23 protein-coding genes are annotated in these 20578 nt (G+C 41.5%); 18 read left to right on the top strand and 5 right to left on the bottom strand.

Annotation, left to right across the window (positions count from 1 at the left end):
• The first annotated feature begins 6 nt into the window (after window positions 1-6).
• From noc to ACNO7B_RS18905, 4 genes are all read left to right on the top strand, one after another.
• The gene (gene noc, locus ACNO7B_RS18920; RefSeq protein ID WP_024718432.1) at window positions 7-882 is read left to right on the top strand and encodes a nucleoid occlusion protein; all 876 of its coding nucleotides are present in this window, start codon (window positions 7-9) and stop codon (window positions 880-882) included.
• Between the two features lie 128 nt (window positions 883-1010).
• Entirely contained in the window at window positions 1011-1844 is an 834-nt protein-coding gene (locus tag ACNO7B_RS18915) for a YiiX/YebB-like N1pC/P60 family cysteine hydrolase (protein ID WP_041508097.1), read from the top strand.
• 236 nt (window positions 1845-2080) lie between these two features.
• The gene (soj, locus tag ACNO7B_RS18910; protein ID WP_008360890.1) at window positions 2081-2842 is read left to right on the top strand and encodes a sporulation initiation inhibitor protein Soj; all 762 of its coding nucleotides are present in this window, start codon (window positions 2081-2083) and stop codon (window positions 2840-2842) included.
• Entirely contained in the window at window positions 2835-3689 is an 855-nt protein-coding gene (locus tag ACNO7B_RS18905; protein ID WP_410684067.1) for a ParB/RepB/Spo0J family partition protein, read from the top strand. Before soj ends, ACNO7B_RS18905 begins: the two co-directional genes overlap by 8 nt.
• Window positions 3690-3714: 25 nt before the next feature.
• On the opposite strand, the gene yyaC is transcribed toward ACNO7B_RS18905, so the two are convergent.
• Complete coding sequence (gene yyaC, locus ACNO7B_RS18900; RefSeq protein ID WP_025208343.1) at window positions 3715-4341, bottom strand: spore protease YyaC; 627 nt, start codon at window positions 4339-4341, stop codon at window positions 3715-3717.
• Between the two features lie 72 nt (window positions 4342-4413).
• Here yyaC and ACNO7B_RS18895 point away from each other — a divergent pair, with 72 nt between their 5' ends.
• A complete protein-coding gene (locus ACNO7B_RS18895) occupies window positions 4414-5469 on the top strand; it encodes a hypothetical protein (RefSeq protein WP_079919768.1) in 1056 nt (351 codons plus the stop codon).
• A gap of 25 nt (window positions 5470-5494) precedes the next feature.
• On the opposite strand, the gene ACNO7B_RS18890 is transcribed toward ACNO7B_RS18895, so the two are convergent.
• Both ACNO7B_RS18890 and ACNO7B_RS18885 read right to left on the bottom strand, forming a co-directional pair.
• A complete protein-coding gene (locus ACNO7B_RS18890; protein ID WP_007497462.1) occupies window positions 5495-5905 on the bottom strand; it encodes a hypothetical protein in 411 nt (136 codons plus the stop codon).
• A gap of 15 nt (window positions 5906-5920) precedes the next feature.
• Window positions 5921-7240: a hydrolase gene (locus ACNO7B_RS18885; protein ID WP_417901839.1), complete on the bottom strand. Its 1320-nt coding sequence runs from the start codon at window positions 7238-7240 to the stop codon at window positions 5921-5923.
• A 294-nt stretch (window positions 7241-7534) separates the two neighbouring features.
• On the opposite strand from ACNO7B_RS18885, the gene ACNO7B_RS18880 reads away from it, so the two are divergent.
• The 10 genes from ACNO7B_RS18880 (at window position 7535) to wrbA (ending at window position 15442) form a co-directional block, all read left to right on the top strand.
• Window positions 7535-7741 carry a DUF951 domain-containing protein gene (locus tag ACNO7B_RS18880; RefSeq protein WP_008347561.1) on the top strand — a complete coding sequence of 69 codons (207 nt, stop codon included), beginning with the start codon at window positions 7535-7537 and terminating at the stop codon, window positions 7739-7741.
• A gap of 215 nt (window positions 7742-7956) precedes the next feature.
• Window positions 7957-9057, top strand: coding sequence for a redox-regulated ATPase YchF (ychF, locus tag ACNO7B_RS18875; protein WP_007497458.1), 1101 nt, complete (start codon window positions 7957-7959; stop codon window positions 9055-9057).
• Window positions 9058-9165: 108 nt separating this feature from the next.
• Window positions 9166-9453 carry a 30S ribosomal protein S6 gene (gene rpsF / locus ACNO7B_RS18870; protein ID WP_008347557.1) on the top strand — a complete coding sequence of 96 codons (288 nt, stop codon included), beginning with the start codon at window positions 9166-9168 and terminating at the stop codon, window positions 9451-9453.
• 36 nt (window positions 9454-9489) lie between these two features.
• Complete coding sequence (ssbA, locus tag ACNO7B_RS18865) at window positions 9490-10032, top strand: single-stranded DNA-binding protein SsbA (RefSeq protein ID WP_007497456.1); 543 nt, start codon at window positions 9490-9492, stop codon at window positions 10030-10032.
• A 41-nt stretch (window positions 10033-10073) separates the two neighbouring features.
• Window positions 10074-10313: a 30S ribosomal protein S18 gene (rpsR, locus tag ACNO7B_RS18860; protein ID WP_008347556.1), complete on the top strand. Its 240-nt coding sequence runs from the start codon at window positions 10074-10076 to the stop codon at window positions 10311-10313.
• A gap of 200 nt (window positions 10314-10513) precedes the next feature.
• A complete protein-coding gene (locus ACNO7B_RS18855; protein WP_417901838.1) occupies window positions 10514-11479 on the top strand; it encodes an ABC transporter ATP-binding protein in 966 nt (321 codons plus the stop codon).
• Window positions 11472-12989: an ABC transporter permease/substrate-binding protein gene (locus ACNO7B_RS18850; protein WP_417901837.1), complete on the top strand. Its 1518-nt coding sequence runs from the start codon at window positions 11472-11474 to the stop codon at window positions 12987-12989. The genes ACNO7B_RS18855 and ACNO7B_RS18850 overlap by 8 nt, the downstream gene beginning before the upstream one ends.
• Before the next feature lie 190 nt (window positions 12990-13179).
• Complete coding sequence (locus tag ACNO7B_RS18845) at window positions 13180-14151, top strand: ring-cleaving dioxygenase (RefSeq protein WP_007497450.1); 972 nt, start codon at window positions 13180-13182, stop codon at window positions 14149-14151.
• Window positions 14148-14759 (top strand): alpha/beta hydrolase, encoded by a 612-nt coding sequence (locus tag ACNO7B_RS18840; protein WP_417901836.1) that lies wholly within the window; start codon window positions 14148-14150, stop codon window positions 14757-14759. Before ACNO7B_RS18845 ends, ACNO7B_RS18840 begins: the two co-directional genes overlap by 4 nt.
• Window positions 14760-14818: 59 nt before the next feature.
• Window positions 14819-15442, top strand: coding sequence for an NAD(P)H:quinone oxidoreductase (gene wrbA, locus ACNO7B_RS18835; protein ID WP_045034926.1), 624 nt, complete (start codon window positions 14819-14821; stop codon window positions 15440-15442).
• Between the two features lie 48 nt (window positions 15443-15490).
• On the opposite strand, the gene katX is transcribed toward wrbA, so the two are convergent.
• Window positions 15491-16990, bottom strand: coding sequence for a catalase KatX (gene katX, locus ACNO7B_RS18830; protein ID WP_230677060.1), 1500 nt, complete (start codon window positions 16988-16990; stop codon window positions 15491-15493).
• Between the two features lie 196 nt (window positions 16991-17186).
• Between katX and ACNO7B_RS18825 the strand changes: the two genes are divergently transcribed.
• From ACNO7B_RS18825 to ACNO7B_RS18815, 3 genes are all read left to right on the top strand, one after another.
• A complete protein-coding gene (locus ACNO7B_RS18825; protein WP_417901835.1) occupies window positions 17187-17843 on the top strand; it encodes a hypothetical protein in 657 nt (218 codons plus the stop codon).
• Window positions 17844-17992: 149 nt separating this feature from the next.
• The gene (locus ACNO7B_RS18820; protein ID WP_007497431.1) at window positions 17993-18487 is read left to right on the top strand and encodes an RNA polymerase sigma factor; all 495 of its coding nucleotides are present in this window, start codon (window positions 17993-17995) and stop codon (window positions 18485-18487) included.
• Window positions 18488-19345, top strand: a complete 858-nt coding sequence (locus tag ACNO7B_RS18815) for a DUF3298 and DUF4163 domain-containing protein (protein WP_046344910.1) — start codon at window positions 18488-18490, stop codon at window positions 19343-19345.
• A 44-nt stretch (window positions 19346-19389) separates the two neighbouring features.
• On the opposite strand, the gene ACNO7B_RS18810 is transcribed toward ACNO7B_RS18815, so the two are convergent.
• Window positions 19390-20319, bottom strand: a complete 930-nt coding sequence (locus tag ACNO7B_RS18810) for a manganese-dependent inorganic pyrophosphatase (protein WP_417901834.1) — start codon at window positions 20317-20319, stop codon at window positions 19390-19392.
• Between the last annotated feature and the right edge of the window lie 259 nt (window positions 20320-20578).

Below are 20578 nucleotides of genomic sequence, written 5' to 3'. Positions count from 1 at the left end.
AGGTTCATGAAGCATTCACTCTCACGCTTCTTCGGGCTTGGTGACAAAGAACATCCTGAGCGTGATACCGAAATAGAGGCAGAGATTGCTGAGCATGAAACATTAAAGGAAGAGATACAGGAGCTCCCGGTCGACACAATTATGCCTAACCGTTTTCAGCCACGCACCATTTTTTCAGAAGAAAAGATACAAGAGCTGGCCACAACCATTCATACCCATGGCATTATTCAACCGATTGTTGTTAGACCAACAGAAGAAGAAGGAAAATATGAACTGATCGCCGGCGAAAGACGTTGGAGAGCGGTACAAACTCTTCAATGGGAGAAGATCCCCGCTATTATAAAAGATTTTACTGATACGGAAACGGCATCTGTGGCATTGATTGAAAATTTGCAAAGAGAAGAGCTGTCTGCAATTGAAGAGGCTCATGCTTATGCACGTCTTTTAGAGCTTCATGATTTAACGCAAGAAGCGCTTGCTCAGCGTTTAGGTAAGGGACAATCGACTGTTGCAAACAAACTAAGACTTTTAAAGTTGCCTGAAGAGGTACAGCAAGCCATTTTGGAGAAAAAAATCTCAGAGAGACATGCCCGTTCACTTGTACCTCTAAAGCTGCCAGAATTACAGATCACGCTGTTGCAGGAAATCATCGAAAAGCAGCTGAATGTGAAACAGACTGAAGAGCGTGTAGTGAAGATGCTTGAACAAAAAACAGATCGCAAACCGAAGCCGAAACGTAAGGCGTTTAGCCGAGATACGCGAATTGCGATGAATACCATTCGTCAGTCTCTCCACATGGTAGAAGACAGCGGACTTAAAATAAATACCGAGGAAGAAGAATTTGAGGAATATATCCAATTAACGATTCGAATTCCTAAATAGAAAGAAGCTGATGAGCATTACTCGTCAGCTTTTTTGTCTCTCTCTCCCTTCAATTCATGATATTTACTTATTATTAATTAATTGGTAAAATATGATTTTCATAGTAGAAGGGAGGTGACATGTAACCGATGAAAATGAAAAAGACTATTTTTGCTATTATCTGTTATTTACTAATCTCTTTTTCTCTTTTTTCAAATGAAACGACTGTGTTTGCTGTGAGCACGTCAACGAATCATGATACTCATTCAGCGGAAGAAACGATTACGAAAGAAGAACTGAGTACTCTGAAGAAACAAGGTGTGGTTTCGACAGATGTAACGGTTCAACAATTAAATCAAGAGCAAGCGTCTCAGGACGATGCGATCGATGTGATCACAGCTGATGATGATTTGGAGAACTATGGTTTAAGGCAAAACAAACAGGATGAAATGGTAACGGATGAAAGGCCGAATACCATTCGCCACCTTTTTGGTAAACCGTATCCTGGAACCGATATTATGCCTCAAAAAGGGGATATATTGGTGACGAGTACTGGTGCTTTGAATGGCTTAATTGGTCATGCAGGCATCGTCATTAATGAGAAAAGCTATGCATCCATTCCTGGGTTCCGGCAGCATCCAAATATTGATTCCATTCAGAGTTGGTTTCGCTATAGTGCCAATACAAAGGTGATTCGGATTAATCATCAGGAAAAGGCAGATTTAGCAGGGGATTGGGCGCATGATTACGTGAAAGACCATCCGAAGGCTCGATATTCGATCACTATGTCTATTCAATCCTTGGACCCTACTTATTGTTCAAAGATTGTATGGCAGGCTTACGCGAAAACCGGGGACGCTGTTGGACATGCCACATTTACCATTAAAGCACCCTATGGTTTTTTGAAAAAGAAGAACTATAAAACAGTGACACCTAAAGTCATTGTAAGTGAAGGCCGAAAAATTGGCGGGCTAAACTTTTGATTGTATCTCCCTCACTTTTATAAAAGTGGGGGTTTTTTGTCTCGTTATTTTCTTCAAAAAGATATATTAATATACTTTTAAAACGTATTTTTATGCATCTATCCATGTACGAAAACACAGATTCATTCACGAATTTATAGTGGAGAAACAAAAAAAGCAAACGTTTCATACTTTTTTTGATAGAATAGGAAGTATGAATGAATGAGAAACTTGTTAAGTTGAAAGTGGGTGACATCGTGGGGAAAATCATAGCGATTACCAACCAGAAGGGCGGCGTTGGGAAGACGACAACTTCTGTTAATTTGGGTGCGTGTTTAGCATACATAGGAAAACGAGTGTTGTTAGTTGATATTGATCCGCAGGGAAATGCCACGAGTGGTATTGGGATTGAGAAGGCCGACGTAGAGAAGTGCGTGTACGATATTTTAGTAGACGATGCAGATGTACTTGATGTGATTAAGACGACAGAGGTCGAAAATCTTGATGTCATTCCTGCGACGATACAGCTTGCAGGGGCGGAAATTGAGCTTGTGCCTACGATCTCACGTGAAGTGAGGCTGAAAAGAGCACTTGAATCTGTGAAGCAAAATTATGATTATATGATTATTGACTGCCCGCCATCACTTGGATTACTGACGATTAATGCGTTAACTGCATCCGATTCTGTTTTAATACCGGTTCAGTGTGAATATTATGCGCTTGAAGGATTGAGTCAATTGTTGAATACGGTTCGTCTTGTGCAGAAACATCTAAATACCGACCTTGCCATTGAAGGTGTCTTACTGACAATGCTGGATGCAAGAACAAACCTTGGAATCCAAGTCATCGAAGAAGTAAAAAAATACTTTAGAGATAAAGTCTATCAGACCGTGATTCCGAGAAATGTGAGACTAAGTGAAGCGCCTAGTCATGGGAAACCTATTATCTTGTATGATCCACGTTCAAGAGGTGCAGATGTCTATTTAGACTTAGCAAAGGAAGTGGATGCGAATGGCTAAAGGTCTTGGGAAGGGTATTAATGCGCTATTTAACAATGTGGATTCCAATGAAGAAACTGTCGAAGAAATTAAGTTGAAGGATTTGCGTCCGAACCCTTATCAGCCAAGGAAAACGTTTGATGATGATGCATTGTCTGATCTCAAAGAATCAATTCAGCAGCACGGTGTTTTACAGCCGATTATTGTTCGTAAATCGATTAAAGGATATGACATTGTCGCAGGAGAACGCCGTTTCCGTGCAGCACAACAAGCTGGTTTGACAACGATTCCTGCGATCGTCAGAGAATTTTCAGAAACATTGATGAGGGAGATCGCTCTTTTAGAAAACTTACAGCGCGAGGATTTATCTCCATTAGAGGAAGCGGAAGCCTATGCCTCCTTACTAGATCACTTAAGTGTGACTCAGGAGGAATTAGCCAAGCGATTAGGAAAAAGCAGACCGCATATTGCGAACCACCTTCGTCTATTAACATTACCGGACGAAGTACAAAAGCTGATTGCGGATGGCACATTATCCATGGGACATGGACGCACGCTGCTTAGTTTGAAAAACAAAAAGAAGCTGGCGCCATTGGTAAAGAAGATCGTGGACGATGGTTTAAATGTCCGTCAGGTTGAGAAACTTGTTCAGCAATTAAATGAAAATGTTCCACGTGAAACAAAGAAAAAAGAAGCACCAAAGGATCGTGTGTTGAAAGAAAGAGAGTCTTTCTTACAAAATTACTTCGGTACTTCAGTGACGATCAAGAAACAGAAGAAAAAAGGGAAAATTGAGATTGAATTTCTCTCAAATGAAGATTTAGAAAGAATCCTTGAATTGCTTTCTACGAGAGAATCATCGGAATGACCATCTTGATACGAGATGGTCTTTTTTATATTCTTCCCGTGATATTTTGAATAGGGGTGAAGAGAGAACGGCTTTTTTCTCTCGTCCAATCCATTTGATCAATGTGAGATAGACTTTCAGACAGTGTATTGGCCATTGACATCACAAGATGAAGACGTGTGTTTTGAAGAACGAAGTATTCCATAAAACCGCTCACGTTGACGATTCCATTAATATGAATATTACCTACTTCTGGCAGCTCTTTTTGCACACCTGCACCGGGCTTTAACGGTCCTTCTCCAATTTGAAACGATCCTACACTTTTCACTCTTCCTAAACAGGCATCAACGGCTACGATAAATGGGTGTTTATGAGCTTGTTCAATTTCAGCGAGCTTTTCCTTTAAATTGACCGCATGCACTGGGTCAGAGAGAGTGCCGTATACATGCAGCTTTTTTAAATCAAGACTTGAAAGCTTTGTTCCTACAAGTGGACCTAGAGAGTCACCGGTTGAGCGGTCTGTTCCTATGCAGACGATGGCAACGGGTCTTTTTCCTGCTTTCTGAAGATGCGAGAATAAAATACTTTTAAGCTGCTGAATGGCATTTGTATCCGTATGGGACACGTATTCTTTCACCCTATTTCTTAAAAAAAGACCGTTCTTGCTATTCATAGGTCTCACTTCCTTGTCATAGTAGTTAGTATCAGTATACGGAAACAAGCTTAATTCTATACCTATGAGGTGATGATTGTGTGGAAGGCTGGTTCAAGGTGGACGCTTTTAATTTTAGGAAGCTTGATAGGAGCGGGATATGCCTCCGGTCAAGAAATTTGGCAGTTTTTTGGCCTTGATAGCGGACTAGCCATTCTACTGTTTACGCTCATGTTTATGCTGTCTACCTATGTGGTGTTAAAAATCAGTTATGAGGTTCGTGCCGATCATTTTGTGCCGGTGTTAGAGCGTCTTGTAGGTCCTTGGCTGGCCAAGGTGTATGATATTTTAATTGTTCTTTATCTATTCACGACAACAACAGTCATGATTGCCGGTGGCGGGGTGACACTTGAGATGTATCATGTGCCATTTTGGGTTGGAATCGGTGCATTTTGTTTATTCTCATTTATGATTTTTTTCTGGGATGTGAAAGGGCTCTTATCTGTGAATGCCTTCATTATACCAATTTTGGTGGCGGGGCTCATCTATGCGTTTGTTTTTTATTATATGAATCATGATCATATGTGGAGAATTGATTTTGGCCAGCAATACAATTGGCCTGCTAGTATCGTCTTTGCTTCTTTGAATATATTATCTGTTGTGGCGGTGCTATCTTCAGTGGGGAAAGAAATGAAGGGGCTTGGAGAGGCCAAAGTTGCGAGTATATTAAGCGGTTTGATTTTTGGTGTCATTTCTTATGTGTATAACGAAATACTAGTTGATATTTCTGGGAGTCTTTCAGCAGAAGGGATTCCTTTGTTTACAGTATTAGAGGGGGCACCAACATCATTGTTTGTGTTTATGACCATTGTTCTTTGTTTAGCGATTTATACAACAACCGCTGCGGGATTATTTGGTTTATCCAGCCGCATGCTCTCTTTTGTACGAATGCCCCGCTGGTTCATTGTATTCATCATGCTTCTTTTGATGGCACCTTTAACCTCTCTTGGATTTGCTGATTTGATTGCTTTCTTGTATCCGATTTACAGCTTGCTCAATCTTTATTTGCTTGTCTGTTTAATGCTGTATCCGATTTTAAGTAAAAAGATATTTTTCCGTTCTAAAAATTATACTGATAAAATAAAATAAACACCTCTCTTTCAAAGAGAAGTGCTTATTTTATCCGAATGGAATCAATCGCTTCCTTGATATCGTCATATACAGGCATGTGCTGGAGACGCTGCATGCGTTCCTCTATTTCTGAGATGGCTTGTCCCTTTAAATGCTGGGATACATGTTGTTTGACAATGGTTGTCTGGTTCATCATGTCTTCTGTTTTGGATAATTGGTACTCCAAGTGCATGCGTGTGTTTGCCAATTCATCGTGAAGCCGCATTTTCAGCAATCGCTTTAAATCTTTTCGTTGTCCTTCTCTGCGCATGGCCTGAATAGCGGCAATTTCTTCAGGTGATTGCGATTGTGTTTGTGGTGCAGATTGACTTTCGAATACAGACATGGAGCGGCGGGCACTCACATTTTGCAAGAAACGCTGGGCGTCACTAGGAGGTTTATTTTGATTGATCATATGGCGACTCCTTTCTTAACGAATACCCATTTGCATCGCAAGGCGTCTATCTGCCTTTGCATAGTCATCACCCATTGTGTACATATGTCTTGAAAGGGTGGAAAGTTCTTGTTCGTAGTCTCTCAAGGTGTACAAGGCATTCAGTTGTTTTTCATGAGAATAAAAGGTTGATTGCGGCTGCTCCATCCTTACTTCCTCTAACAGTGCTTCTACATCGCTATGGGTTAATAAATCATAGTGACCGAAGCCGACAAGTCCTTTCAGTTCTTGTTTTACATGATGGACGGCATCTTTTACACTATCATCAATTCCATCTATTTTCTCAAATACAGTGTGTACTTCATGTTCAATAATACTTTGTAGATCATACGATGAATTTTTTAGTAAATGGGATTTTATGATAATTTCAAGCCCGTTTTGTGCATATGCACGGCCTGAATGGATTTCTTGTAAAAGCATCGCTGTAAAACTTGTATTGTGATCAAGCTGTTCATCTAAAATACGAGCGGTTCCATTCGAATGGAATGAATACCCATTTACTTTAAATTCTCCTGAAACGAGAGCTAAAAATGCATTTGTATCAAATGATTCGTTCCACTCTATATTCATTGATGCAAAAGCTGATCTTAAAAAGGTGTCAATTTCTCTTGGTTTATATTTTATGGATTCTTGGACCGATCCCTGCTCCCGGGGCGGTACGGTGTACTTGACTTGTCCAACTCCATGATCATGGCGATTGAGTAAACCTACATAATGATTGGGTTGAATATATTCCGTGAGAACATGGGTATATTTTCCTTCTACTGCTTTTTGCTGAATGGAAGGTGCCAGGCTGCTCCATATATTTGGGCTATCGAATGTGATGGCTTTTTTGACAGCTGGCTGTTCTGTCGCAATGTAAGCACAAACAGCACCGGCAAGCGCTTGTCCAGTGAGATAGATGGTTGCATTCGGGTGCTTCTGACAGACGTCCTCGATGTATTTCTTCCCTTTAAAAAAGACATGATCTTGTTTTCCGGCTAAGGATTTTCTTTCAATGGGGTAGGCATAATCCGTTTTTAACAATGATTGGGTAGCCGTTTGAACATCTTGTGTCGATGTCACCGTCATTTGTTTTGGCAGAGGACAGTGAAACGCGACAATGAACTCATCTGACTGTTCCTGCTGCATCGTTAAACCATATAATTGATGATCTATTTTTAGAAAATCGTTGACAGTGAGCGTATGCTGACCTACTTCTATCGTATGGTTCTGCTGGTAATTCTCTGCGTTTCCAGCGTGATCGGATATGATTTTATAATCTTTGTCGGTTAATCTATCCTTTCGATTGACCATCGTACCTGCTCCCTCACATAACATTTATGCAGATATCATAAATCAAAAAATATGGAAAAACCACAGCGTTCTACCAATAAAAACCTTTTGACCTACAGTGTTTGTGACAATATTGAAAAAAAGCGGAGTTTAAGTAACTATTGGTCACAAATAAAATGATCTAAAAGAAGGGTTTTTTCTATAAAAAAGAACGGGATTGATACATGCCAGCGGCTCTTTATTTTGTGCATTGCTCTCTATCGGCATTTTTTTGTACAATAGATTTAATGAAGTGAGCAAGAGAGGTGAATGCTGATGGCAGACAAAGCATTTGGGTTACATGACGTCGTTGAAATGAAAAAACCCCATCCATGTGGTGCCAATCGGTGGAAAGTTATTCGTTTGGGCATGGATATTCGTATTAAATGCGAAGGGTGCGGGCACAGCGTGATGATCCCAAGAAGAGATTTTGAACGAAAAATGAAGAAAATTCTCGTCAAGCATGAGGAGCCAACTGCTTAAGTAGGCCTCATGCTTTTTTGATGAAATTTGTCTTTTGTTCAGAGAAACAGATGCAATTTCTCATTTTAAAGCTCCGATTTAGTCTTTTTGGTAATGTTTCTTCTATTGAAAATGCATGATGGTTAGCTTGTCTTTTCATGTAAACCTACTTATAATTGCTCTAGGTTCATATTACGCAGTATAACGAGCACGTTTCATATAGAGGAGATGAAAGAATGGCTTTAACAGCTGGTATTGTTGGCTTACCTAACGTCGGGAAGTCAACGCTATTTAATGCAATTACACAGGCTGGAGCGGAGTCTGCTAACTATCCGTTCTGTACCATTGATCCAAACGTCGGAATTGTAGAAGTTCCAGACGAGCGTTTGCAAAAACTGACAGAATTAGTGCAGCCAAAAAAGACAGTTCCGACTGCTTTCGAATTCACTGATATTGCTGGTATTGTGAAAGGGGCATCTAAAGGAGAAGGTTTAGGGAATAAATTCCTTTCTCATATTCGTCAAGTAGATGCAATCTGTCACGTGGTAAGAGCTTTTGCTGATGATAACATTACACATGTGTCAGGTAAGGTTGACCCAGTGTCAGATATTGAAACGATTAATTTAGAATTGATTTTGGCTGATCTAGAAACGGTTGAAAAGCGTTTAACTCGTGTGAGTAAGCTTGCGAAACAAAAAGATAAGGAAGCGGTAGCTGAATTTGATATTTTGGAAAAGCTGAAGGACGCATTTGAAGCTGGAAAATCTGCAAGATCGGTTGAATTTACAGATGAGCAGCAGAAGCTTGTGAAGCAACTTCATTTACTCACGTCAAAACCTATTCTGTATGTAGCAAATGTGAGTGAGGACGAAGTAGCAGATCAGGACGGAAACGAATATGTACAGCAAATTCGTGAGTTTGCTTCTGGCGAAAACGCTGAAGTCATCGTCGTTTGTGCGAAGATTGAGTCTGAAATTGCAGAGCTTGAAGGAGAAGAGAAGCAAATGTTCCTTGAAGAGCTAGGCATCAAAGAATCAGGTTTAGATCAGTTGATTAAAGCGTCTTATTCACTTCTTGGCTTAGCTACGTATTTCACAGCAGGTGAGCAAGAAGTACGTGCTTGGACATTTAAAAAAGGAATGAAGGCGCCGGAATGTGCTGGAATCATTCATACGGACTTCGAGCGTGGATTTATTCGTGCTGAAACGGTTGCTTATGAAGATTTACTAGCTGGCGGAAGTATGTCTGCTGCAAAAGAAGCAGGAAAAGTTCGTTTAGAAGGTAAAGAATATATAGTGAAAGATGGAGACGTCATTCATTTCCGTTTTAACGTATAGGTTCTTGTCATAGGCCAAGTAATTTGTTATAATATACAATTGTGAGTAATATAATTTATTGCTCCTTGCCCGTATAGGGCCGCTTAGACCAAAAGGAGGTGCAATCAGATGAGAAAGTACGAAGTTATGTACATCATCCGCCCAACAGTTGACGATGAGGCTAAAAAAGCAGTTATCGACCGTTTTAATAACGTGTTAACTTCTAACGGTGCGGAGATCACTGGAACAAAGGATTGGGGTAAACGTCGTCTTGCATACGAAATCAACGATTTCCGTGAAGGCTTCTACCAAATCGTAAACGTTCAATCTGACGCTGCAGCAGTTCAAGAATTTGACCGCTTAGCTAAGATCAGTGACGATATCATTCGCCACATTGTTGTTAAAGAAGAAGAATAAATCATTGAAATATATATTTAAAGGTGGTCTTTCAATATGCTAAACCGTGTTGTATTGGTCGGAAGACTAACAAAAGACCCTGAGCTTCGCTACACGCCTAATGGTGCGGCTGTAGCCACGTTTACTCTAGCTGTGAATCGTACGTTTACGAATCAATCTGGAGAGCGTGAAGCCGATTTCATTAACTGTGTTACTTGGAGAAGACAAGCCGAGAACGTGGCTAATTTCTTGAAAAAAGGAAGTCTTGCCGGTGTAGACGGTCGCTTGCAGACAAGAAACTATGAAAACCAGCAAGGACAGCGTGTCTTCGTGACAGAAGTTCAAGCTGAAAGTGTTCAATTTCTTGAGCCTAAAAGCGGCGGTGCTGGTTCAGGTGGATACAGCGGCGGTGGTAATAGCGGAGGCCAGTATTATGGCGGCAGCCAAAATGATCAGAATCCATTTGGAAATGAACCAAGTCAAAATCCATATGGCAATCAAAACAACCAAAATCGTAATCAGGGAAATAGCTTCAATGATGACCCATTTGCGAATGATGGTAAACCGATTGACATCTCCGATGATGATTTGCCATTCTAATTGATCTGAAAAAAATGACCAAAGGAAAGGTGTGAAAACAAATGGCAGGTGGACGCAGAGGCGGTCGTGCGAAACGTCGTAAAGTATGTTTCTTTACTTCTAACGGAATCACGCACATCGATTACAAAGATGTTGATCTTCTTAGAAAGTTTGTTTCTGAGCGTGGTAAAATTTTACCTCGTCGTGTAACAGGAACTAGCGCTAAGTATCAACGTAAATTGACATTAGCGATTAAAAAATCACGTCAAATGGCATTACTTCCATACGTTACTGGTGAGTAAGTCGTTGACTTAAAAGCGAAGGGCCTTGAGCTCTTCGCTTTTTTTATTTGTCTCACTTTTTATGAGAAAGTCGTTTCTAGCAGTCTAACTAGGGGAAGTATGTAAAAAGAGAGTTAACGTGACAGTTTGTTCTATACAAATACTAGGTTAATCTGTCATATTGGTATTTTAAAATATACTTGCAGTCAGGGCGTGGGAAGATGATTGAATTTAAGAATGTATCGATGCAGTTTTCTGATGACCGGTATGCCGTTCAATCTGTTGATTTGGAGATTCAGAAAGGTGAATTTTTTGTATTGATTGGACCTAGTGGGAGCGGGAAAACGACGACTTTGAAAATGATCAATCGTCTCATCTCTTCTACAGAAGGTGAGATTTACATAAAGGGTCGAACCATCAGCGATTATGATATTTATGAGCTGCGCTGGGATATTGGTTATGTGCTTCAGCAAATAGCGTTGTTCCCTCATATGACCATAGAAGAGAATATTGCTGTAGTGCCAGAACTTAAACAATGGAAGCGGACTGAGACGAATCAGCGTGTTGATGAGTTGATGTTCATGGTGGGGCTTGAGCCTTCTACCTACCGACATCGAAAGCCAGCAGAGCTTTCAGGAGGACAGCAGCAGCGAGTCGGCGTAGCACGGGCACTTGCTGCTGATCCTGAGATTGTCCTGATGGATGAACCTTTTAGTGCGTTAGATCCACTGACGAGAGAGAAATTACAAGATGATCTGCTTGAGTTACAGCGCCGTATTCAAAAGACCATCGTTTTTGTGACACATGATATGCAGGAAGCCATGAAGCTTGGAGATCGGATATGTGTGATGAATGAAGGAAAAGTGGTGCAGGTTGGTCGCCCAGAGGAATTGATTCAGTATCCAGTGAATTCATTTGTGCGGGAGTTTGTTTCAGGAGCTGCCCGTCATGTAGACCATCAAGCATTTGAGCTGACAACTATTTCTCAGCCCATGCCTCAAGAAGATCTGTTAGGCGATGAGGTGGTCTCCATCCATGCGACGCTAGAAGAGGTTCTATCTCGACTGGCAGAGCATGAAGAGCTTGTTGTTGAGAAGGATGGGGAACGGATCGGACTCATCACTCGTCAAGCGGTGATTCAGTATTTGGCCGGTACTTCTGCTGAGAGGGGCGAGACACATGAATGAATGGACCAGTGTGCTATGGGCTCGAAAAGATCAGCTCGGACACGCCTTACTTGAGCATATTCAAATTTCCTTCATTGCGTTATTTCTAGCGATTTTGATTGCCATTCCATTAGGGATTTATTTAACGAGAGTCCCTAAGATAGCAGAGGGGATCATTGGGGTGACGGCTGTCTTGCAGACAATTCCGTCTTTGGCGCTGCTTGGACTGCTGATTCCTCTCGTTGGGATTGGTCAAGTGCCCGCAATTATCGCTCTTGTCGTCTATGCTCTGCTTCCTATTTTAAGAAACACATATACAGGCATTCGTGAGGTCGATCCGTCGCTGCGGGAAGCGGCGCTCGCTATGGGAATGAATCACCGCAAACGCTTATTAAAAGTAGAACTCCCTCTTGCTATGCCGGTGATCATGGCAGGTATCCGAACGGGGATGGTTCTCATTGTAGGGACAGCGACTCTTGCAGCTCTTATTGGGGCAGGTGGATTAGGGAGTCTGATTCTGCTTGGAATTGATCGAAATGATATGTCGTTGATCATCATTGGTGCTATTCCAGCTGCATTACTTGCGCTCTTATTTGATGTGGTCTTGCGGACACTTGAGAAAATCTCCTTTAAAAAAACCGTGATCTCTGTGACGGTCTTTGCTGTAATAGCAGGAGCAGTTGTCGCTGCCCCATTGCTGTTTCAACAAGAAAAGAAAGAGATCACCATTGGAGGGAAGCTGGGGTCAGAGCCTGAAATTTTGATCTCCATGTATAAGCTTTTAATTGAGCAGGATACAGATATCCAAGTCAATCTTAAGCCTGGTCTTGGTAAGACGTCCTTTGTTTTTCAAGCACTGCGGTCTGGTGATATTGACATCTATCCTGAATTTACAGGGACAGCGATTTCTGAATTTCTGAAAGAAACAGCGAAAAGCACGGATAAGGAAAAAGTGTATGAGCAAGCGCGCCAAGGTTTGGCGTCATCCTTTCAGCTTCAGCTTCTTCAGCCGATGGCTTATAACAATACATACGCTTTAGCCGTGCCTCAATCACTAGCGGATCAATTTGATTTATCAAAGATTTCAGATCTGAGTCAAATCAAGAATCGTATACGTGCTGGCTTTACTTTAGAGTTTTCTGATCGTCAGGATGGATATTTAGGCATTCAAAAAGCTTATCAGTTTTCTTTTGACGATGTGGTCACGATGGAACCAAAACTTCGATATCGAGCCATTCAAAAAGGGAATATTCAGTTGGTCGATGCGTATTCGACAGACAGTGAATTGAGACAATACAAGTTGAAGGTGCTTGATGATGACAAGCATGTTTTCCCGCCCTATCAAGGAGCGCCCTTGCTAAGACAGGAGACATTAAAAGAGTATCCTGAGATTGAGGCCTCTCTCAACAAGCTCGCTGGTCAAATCACAGATGATGAGATGAGAGAAATGAATTACGAAGTCAATGTGAAGGGGAAAGATGCATTCCAAGTAGCTGAAGCCTATTTAAAAAAGAAAAAATTGCTTCAATAATCAAGGGGAAGCAGGTCTGTTATATATAAAGCGGCCTGCTTTTGAAAAGAAAAAAACAAAAATCATTGACATCTATTTCAAAAAGGAATATCCTTAATTCGAGATAAATATATTTTTTAGTCATATATCTCGAATTCGAGATAATATAAAAGCGTCAGTCAAGACATAATGAGTAGAGACATGTTACGTCATGAAGAGGAGGTCATTAGAAGTGAAGAAAACAGAAGGAATTCACCATATCACAGCAATTGTTGGTCATCCTCAGGAGAACGTTGATTTTTATGCAGGTGTTTTAGGTCTTCGTCTCGTGAAAAAGACCGTCAATTTTGATGATCCAGGCACATACCATTTATATTTTGGAAATGAAGGAGGTTCTCCAGGTACCATTATTACGTTTTTCCCTTGGCCAGGTGCACAAAAGGGACAAATTGGAGCAGGTCAAGTAGGCGTGACAACATATGTCGTACCGACCGGTGCCTTCTCTTTTTGGAAGGAACGCCTTGAGCAGTTTGACGTTTCTTATGAAATGATTGAACGCTTTGGTGAGGCCTTTCTCTCATTTGAAGATCCGCACGGTTTATTGATAGAACTTGTAGAGCGTGAAGAAGGAAAACAGAATGACTGGACATTTAATGGGGTAACACCAGAAGTAGCGATTAAAGGGTTTGGTGGAGCTGTTTTATTAACTTCACAGCCTGAGCAAACGATGCAGCTGCTAGAGCAAACGATGGGACTTGAAAAAGTCGGCACAGAAGGAGATTATGTGAGATTCCGTTCGTTTGGAGAAATCGGCAATGTGATTGATGTGAACAAGACACCTGTTGCACGAGGACGTATGGGCGTAGGTGTTGTACATCATATTGCGTGGAGAGCAACGGATGATCAGGATCAATTAGATTGGCAAAGACATGTTGCGCAAAGCGGATATCAAGTGACGCCTGTGCAAGATCGAAATTATTTCAATGCGATTTATTTTAGAGAGCTTGGCGGCATATTATTTGAGATTGCGACCGATCCTCCAGGGTTTGCACACGATGAATCTGTGGAAACGATGGGTGAAGCGTTGAAACTGCCACCGCAATATGAGGCGCAGCGCAGTCAGATTGAACAAATCGTGCTGCCGATTGAGGTAAGAGAAATCAAAGGGAAAGGAGATTCATGATGAAGCATCTTTTTCAAAAAGGAAAGAATGAACAAAAACCTGTCCTTCTCATGCTGCATGGAACTGGTGGGACAGAGCATGACTTATTGCCCCTTGCAGAAGTGGTAGACCCTGAAGCATCTGTTCTTAGTGTGAGAGGAAATGTATCAGAAAACGGCATGCCGCGTTTTTTCAGACGTTTGGCAGAGGGTGTTTTTGATGAGCAAGATTTAATTGCGCGTACAGAGGAATTATATATATTTATTGGGGAAGCAGCAGATAAGTATGGATTTGATCGTCACAATGTTGTAGCCATCGGCTATTCAAACGGGGCGAACATTGCTGGAAGTCTGTTATTCCATTACGGAGATGCGCTGAAAGGAGCGATCCTGCATCATCCTATGGTCCCAAGACGAGGGGTTTCATTACCTTCATTAGTGGGGAAACAAGTCTTTATAGCAGCTGGTGAAAATGATCCAATGTGCCGTCCTGAGGAATCTCAGGAACTGAAGCAACTGCTTCAGGAGGCGGGAGCTTCCGTAACGCTTCATTGGGAAAATCGTGGACATCAGCTAACGAGAGAAGAAGTCGATGCTGCGGCATTGTGGTATCGTCGTCAATTTAAATAAGGTGGGGAATACAGGTGGGATTTTTACAGAAGCTTTTTGGGCAAACCAAACAAAAGGAGATGGAACAAGTGGAAAACGTAAAACTAGCGATTATTTATTATAGTTCAACAGGTACAAACTATCAGATGGCGAAATGGGCGGAGGCTGGAGCGAAAGAAGCTGGTGCTGAAGTCAAAATTTTAAAGGTTCCTGAATTGGCACCAGAAGCAGTTGTTGCATCAAATCCAGCATGGAAAGCACATTTAGATGAAACAAAAGATGTCCCTGAGGTTCAGTTAAGTGACTTAGAGTGGGCAGATGCCATTATTTTCAGCATGCCGACCCGTTTCGGTAACTTACCGGCTCAAATGAAACAATTCTTAGACACAACAGGCGGTTTATGGTTCCAAGGGAAACTAGCAAACAAAGCAGTGAGTGCGATGACATCTGCACAAAACCCAAATGGCGGACAGGAGCAGACGGTTCTGAGCCTGTATACAACGATGTTCCACTGGGGAGCCATTATTGCCGCTCCTGGCTACACGGATGATTCCCTATACGGCGCAGGGGGTAACCCTTATGGTGTGAGTGTGACTGTTGACCAAAATGGAAAGATCCAAGAGGATGCAGAAGCAGCCGCAAAACATCAGGCGAAACGTACAGTCAATGTAGCAGAATGGATCAAAAAAGGTCAAAACGCTTAATAGATGTATACAAAAAGAATGCAGCCACTCCGCTGCATTCTTTTTTCATTAATAAGGATCTGAAGGGGTGCTGTTGTTGATCGCATCATTGACAGCTTGTGCCGCGCCTGTTGATCCAATTGGTCCGCTTGGCTCCTCTTGTTTGAAGGCTTTTAAGCCATCGGCCACACGTTTTCCGTAGTCCGGATCAGCTTTTGTAAAGTTTTCGATCATTTGGTCTTGGATGTCTTTTTGGCAGGTAGCTAAGGTGTTGACTAAGTTTTTAATCAGTTCCTCACGTTCCCAATCATTGAAGCGACGATAGGTTTCTCCCGCTTGTCCGAAATTGTTCGGGCGGTCAATAGCTTCTCGTTTGACTTCACCCTCTACAAAAGGCGTATGATCCTTTCCATCTTGCTGCGCTTCTTTTAATCCCCCTAGAATGGACGGTTCATAATTCACATGGGGGTTTTGTCCTTTTCCTTGATCCACATGATATTCCATTTGCCCATCTCGCTGATTGGTGGCAACATGCTTTTTCGGGGCATTGATCGGCAGCTGTAAATAATTTGGCCCGACACGATATCGCTGCGTATCAGAGTATGAGAAGGTACGTCCTTGCAGCAATTTATCATCTGAGAAATCTAATCCGTCTACAAGAACCCCCGTCCCAAAGGCAACCTGTTCCACTTCAGCAAAATAATTTTCTGGATTTTTGTTTAGCACCATTCTTCCGATTGGTTTCCATGGATAGTCATCCTTGTACCAGAGCTTTGTCGGATCGAGTGGATCAAAGTCTAGATGGGGGTGGGTGTCATCTTCCATGATTTGCGCGTAAACTTCCCATTCAGGATGATCCCCTTGTTCAATGGCTTCATATAAATCCTGTGTGGCATGATTAAAGTTTTCCCCTTGAATGGCTTGGGCTTGTTCTTGTGTCAGGTTGCGAATCCCTTGCTTCGGTTCAAAGTGATATTTGACCAGTACTGCTTTTCCTTCATGATTCACCCATTTATAGGCATGGACGCCAGAGCCTTGCATGTGCCGGTATGTGGCAGGAATGCCCCATGGCGAGAAGAGAAATGTCACCATATGTGTTGCTTCAGGTGATTGTGAAACGAAATCAAAAATGCGCTCGCCATCCTGACGATTGGTGACAGGGTCAGGCTTAAAGGCATGAACCAAATCAGGGAATTTCAAAGCATCTCGAATAAAGAAAATTTTGAGGTTGTTCCCAACAAGATCCCAGTTGCCGTCTTCTGTATAAAATTTGATCGCAAATCCCCGTGGGTCGCGTAAAGTTTCTGGTGAATGTCCGCCGTGAATAACAGAAGAGAATCGAACGAAGACAGGGGTCTTTTTTCCTTTCTCCTGAAATAATTTGGCTCTTGTATAAGTGGAAATGGGTTCGTCACCGAATGTACCGTAGGCTTCAAAGTATCCGTGTGCGCCGGCACCTCGTGCGTGAACGACACGTTCAGGGATGCGTTCACGATCAAAATGACTGATTTTCTCTAGGAAATCGTAGTTTTCAAGCGTAGTCGGCCCTCGATTCCCAACGGTTCTCATGTTTTGATTATCTGTTACCGGGTGACCTTGGCGATTCGTCAAGGTTTCTTCTGACTCTGAAGATGATGTAGGCTGTTGATCTTCTTTCAAGGTAGAATCCCTCCTTCAATATCTCCCTAACAATATGGTCATGTTGCTCCCTATTTCATACAAGGATTGATATAATGAGTGAAAACTTTTATGAGGAGCGGACTTAATGATTCGATTACACTGCCTTCACGCACATCCATCTAATATTTCTTACATTGACGACGCTTTCTATGACACAGGATTTGATCTGCATCACATCGTCGATTCATCATTTATGGAACGAGCCAAACAAGATCCCGCATTTGATCTTGAGCAGCAGCAAACCTATGCCATCAACAGACTCATGCAAGAAGGAGAGGCTGATCTTATTCTAATAACGTGTACACAATACATTGCGGCACTAGGGGAGCAGCACCTGTTCAAACAACCAATTGTTCCGATAGATGAGCCGTTATTTGAGCAGATTTGTGAGCGAGAGGGTCCGCTTCAGCTAGTGTTTTCAAACCCAGATACAGTAGAAGGAACGATGAAGCGACTGTCTTCATATGTAAAAGAGCGGGGAAAGCAGTTGAAGGCAGAAGTGGTTGTGCTAGAGGATGTCTTTCATCTTTGCTTGAACGGCGATATACAAGCCTACCATGAGCGAATTATGGAACAGTTAAGGCAATCTGTGAAGCAGCAACATGGAGATATTTGTGTGATGCAGCTCTCGATGGTTCACGCTGCAAAGCAGGTGGAGCAGGAAACAGGAGTGTCCATCATTCATCCGCTATCACCACTCAAACCATTTGTTTATCAAAAAATAACGGCTTTAAAAGAGTGAACCCGTCAGGTTCGCTCTTTTTGTATAGAAACGTAAATGGGATGACATGTTAAAAAAATAATGGAGCGCAAACTATTTTTAACAGGTGCGCGTCTATCCAATGTAAGAAATAACAGATGCGCATTTAAGATAAAGGAGCTCTTTGTAAAATGAAGAAACGAAAGATTGATGATCAATTTGCGGATTACGTAATGGAGCATAAACACAGTTTTTATCGATTGTCCTATAGCTATGTCAAAAACCCAGAAGATGCGATGGATGTCGTTCAAGAGGCGATTCATAAAGCACTCAAATCTGTTCACCGATTAGAGGATGCGACCAAGATGCATAGCTGGTTTTATAAAATCGTCGTAAACGCTGCCCTCGACTTTTTACGAAAGAAGAAGCGTGTGCAAGTGACAGACGATGACACGCTGGAATTTTTATCACAGGGTGAATCGGATGTCTATGAGGATCAAGATGTCAGACGGGCGATAGAAGATTTGCCGGAGATGTATCGGGTCATCATTATATTAAGATTCTTTGAGGATTTAAAGCTAGAGGACATTGCTCATATTCTTGGAGAAAATGAAAACACCATTAAAACAAGATTATATAAGGCGTTGCGGCTTTTAAAAGTAGAATTATCGCAGGAGGAAATATAAATGGATAAGCATTTGGAACAGTTAAAAGAGGAATATTTAGAAATCCCTATTCCCCCGGAATACGATGCTATGGTTGAACGGACATTAAAACGAAAAAACAAGCAACCTCATTTTCAGAAATGGACGATCGGACTTGTTGCTGCGGCTGCTTTATTTGTCACCACTGTAAATGTCAGTCCGCAGGCAGCAAGAGCGATTTCAGAAGTACCCGTCATTGGAGAGCTTGTGAAAGTCGTGACGTTCACAGAATTTAAAAAGAGCGATCAAGGAACAAATATTGATCTCAAAACACCACACGTTTCAGGGCTTGGGGACGGAACATTACAAGACAGCCTGAATCAAAAATATTTAGCTGAAAACAAAAAGCTGTATCAAGATTTTGAAAAGGAAACAAAGGGTTATAAAAATGGTCATTTGAGTGTAGAGAGCGGATATGAAGTAAGAACAAATAATGATCAAATTCTTTCACTAGGTCGATACAAGGTGACGACTCAGGCTTCTGCGGCAGAGGAAATGACATATGATACGGTGGATAAGAAAAACCATGTACTCATTACATTACCAAGTCTGTTTAAAGATGACCGTTATATTGATGTGATTAGTGAAAATATTAAAGAACAAATGAAGAAACAGATGAAAGAGGATTCAAATAAGATTTACTGGATGACGAAGCAAGATACGGTTGACCCGTTTAAGAAAATTCAGCCAGATCAAAGTTTCTATATCAATTCAAAAGGCAAACTGGTGATTTCCTTCAACGAATATGATGTGGCGCCTGGTTACATGGGTGTAGTTGAATTCACGATTCCAACAAGCGTGCTAAAGGATATTCTCGTCAGCGATATGTACATTCATTAAAAGAATAAAAAAGACTGCTGAAGATGTCAGCAGTCTTTTGATGTTTATGAAGAAAGTGCGTCTGTTAGTGCAGGCACGACTTGTTTCTTTCTTGATACAACACCTTTGAGTAAAGCAGTGTTGTTTTCAAGTGTGACATTAAATGCTTTTTCTACTTTTGCTGCTTCAGCACCAAGTGCAAGCGCAAGAGAGTCATTTTCTAGAATGTCTGTGATCACTAAAACAAATAGATCAAGACCTTTCGCTACGATAACTTCATTGATTTTTGCTTCGATGTCAGCTTGTCTTGCTGTTACTTCAGCGATATCAACTGTATTAACTTGTGCAATTTCGACTTTGCTGTTACCTAGTGCAAATTCTTTTGCATCCAGTGTGATTAATTCTTGAACTGTTTTTTGGCTTAGGTCAGCTCCTGCTTTCAGCATATCTAAACCATATACTTCAGGGTCTACTCCTGCGATTTTTGCCAGCTCATGCGCAGCATCAACATCCTGCTGTGTGCATGTTGGGGATTTGAATAGCAAGGAATCAGAAATGATCGCAGACAAAAGCAAACCAGCGATTTCTTTTTCGATTGTGACTTGGTGCTCTTTGTACATTTTGTTTAAGATCGTTGCTGTGCAGCCAACTGGCTCAGCACGATAGTAAAGAGGTTCACTTGTTTCAAAGTTGGCAATACGGTGATGGTCAATGACCTCTGTCACTTGTACTTGATCAATATCGCTTACACTTTGTTGGAATTCGTTATGATCGACAAGAATGACTTGTTTTGTTTCGTTTGCAGCCGTTTCAATCAAACGAGGTGCTTCTTGTTTAAAGAAATCTAATGCGTATTGTGTTTCTCCATTGATTTCTCCAAGTCTGACAGCTTCTGCTTGAACGCCAATTTTGTTTTTCAGATCAGCGTAAGCGATAGCAGAGCAAATCGTGTCTGTGTCAGGGTTTTTGTGTCCGAATACGAGTGTTTTTCCCATGTGAATTCTCCTTCTTACTTTTATTGATGATGTTTCTATTCTAACAGCTTTTGACCTTGAATTCAGGGTTTATAGCTAAGAATAATCTAAAAAATTGTAACATGCTGTGTGAAAAGTTGCATGTACAAGACGATCTAAGTTGTTCCACGTGAAACGCTCTAGGGATAGCCTGCATTTTACTTGCGATTTGCGGCTATGGTAAAATAAAGGTTGGGTCAAGATATGACGGAGCGTACATCGTACGTATACATAGAAGTAC

It is taken from the genome of Bacillus sp. AK25 (assembly GCF_048270685.1).
Lineage (GTDB): Bacteria > Bacillota > Bacilli > Bacillales > Bacillaceae > Bacillus > Bacillus altitudinis.
The sequence above is the reverse complement of the archived record's forward strand: the minus strand, read 5'-3'. Positions and strand labels throughout refer to the sequence as shown.

Bases quoted from the DNA above. Each gene is read 5' to 3' on its own strand.
- noc (WP_024718432.1), top strand. From the start codon at position 7: ATGAAGCATTCACTCTCACGCTTCTTCGGGCTTGGTGACAAAGAACAT.
- ACNO7B_RS18915 (WP_041508097.1), top strand. From the start codon at position 1,011: ATGAAAATGAAAAAGACTATTTTTGCTATTATCTGTTATTTACTAATC.
- ACNO7B_RS18905 (WP_410684067.1), top strand. From the start codon at position 2,835: ATGGCTAAAGGTCTTGGGAAGGGTATTAATGCGCTATTTAACAATGTG.
- yyaC (WP_025208343.1), bottom strand. From the start codon at position 4,341: ATGAATAGCAAGAACGGTCTTTTTTTAAGAAATAGGGTGAAAGAATAC.
- ACNO7B_RS18895 (WP_079919768.1), top strand. From the start codon at position 4,414: ATGATTGTGTGGAAGGCTGGTTCAAGGTGGACGCTTTTAATTTTAGGA.
- ACNO7B_RS18890 (WP_007497462.1), bottom strand. From the start codon at position 5,905: ATGATCAATCAAAATAAACCTCCTAGTGACGCCCAGCGTTTCTTGCAA.
- ACNO7B_RS18885 (WP_417901839.1), bottom strand. From the start codon at position 7,240: ATGGTCAATCGAAAGGATAGATTAACCGACAAAGATTATAAAATCATA.
- ACNO7B_RS18880 (WP_008347561.1), top strand. From the start codon at position 7,535: ATGGCAGACAAAGCATTTGGGTTACATGACGTCGTTGAAATGAAAAAA.
- ychF (WP_007497458.1), top strand. From the start codon at position 7,957: ATGGCTTTAACAGCTGGTATTGTTGGCTTACCTAACGTCGGGAAGTCA.
- rpsF (WP_008347557.1), top strand. From the start codon at position 9,166: ATGAGAAAGTACGAAGTTATGTACATCATCCGCCCAACAGTTGACGAT.
- ssbA (WP_007497456.1), top strand. From the start codon at position 9,490: ATGCTAAACCGTGTTGTATTGGTCGGAAGACTAACAAAAGACCCTGAG.
- rpsR (WP_008347556.1), top strand. From the start codon at position 10,074: ATGGCAGGTGGACGCAGAGGCGGTCGTGCGAAACGTCGTAAAGTATGT.
- ACNO7B_RS18855 (WP_417901838.1), top strand. From the start codon at position 10,514: ATGATTGAATTTAAGAATGTATCGATGCAGTTTTCTGATGACCGGTAT.
- ACNO7B_RS18850 (WP_417901837.1), top strand. From the start codon at position 11,472: ATGAATGAATGGACCAGTGTGCTATGGGCTCGAAAAGATCAGCTCGGA.
- ACNO7B_RS18845 (WP_007497450.1), top strand. From the start codon at position 13,180: ATGAAGAGGAGGTCATTAGAAGTGAAGAAAACAGAAGGAATTCACCAT.
- ACNO7B_RS18840 (WP_417901836.1), top strand. From the start codon at position 14,148: ATGATGAAGCATCTTTTTCAAAAAGGAAAGAATGAACAAAAACCTGTC.
- wrbA (WP_045034926.1), top strand. From the start codon at position 14,819: ATGGAACAAGTGGAAAACGTAAAACTAGCGATTATTTATTATAGTTCA.
- katX (WP_230677060.1), bottom strand. From the start codon at position 16,990: ATGAGAACCGTTGGGAATCGAGGGCCGACTACGCTTGAAAACTACGAT.
- ACNO7B_RS18825 (WP_417901835.1), top strand. From the start codon at position 17,187: ATGATTCGATTACACTGCCTTCACGCACATCCATCTAATATTTCTTAC.
- ACNO7B_RS18820 (WP_007497431.1), top strand. From the start codon at position 17,993: ATGAAGAAACGAAAGATTGATGATCAATTTGCGGATTACGTAATGGAG.
- ACNO7B_RS18815 (WP_046344910.1), top strand. From the start codon at position 18,488: ATGGATAAGCATTTGGAACAGTTAAAAGAGGAATATTTAGAAATCCCT.
- ACNO7B_RS18810 (WP_417901834.1), bottom strand. From the start codon at position 20,319: ATGGGAAAAACACTCGTATTCGGACACAAAAACCCTGACACAGACACG.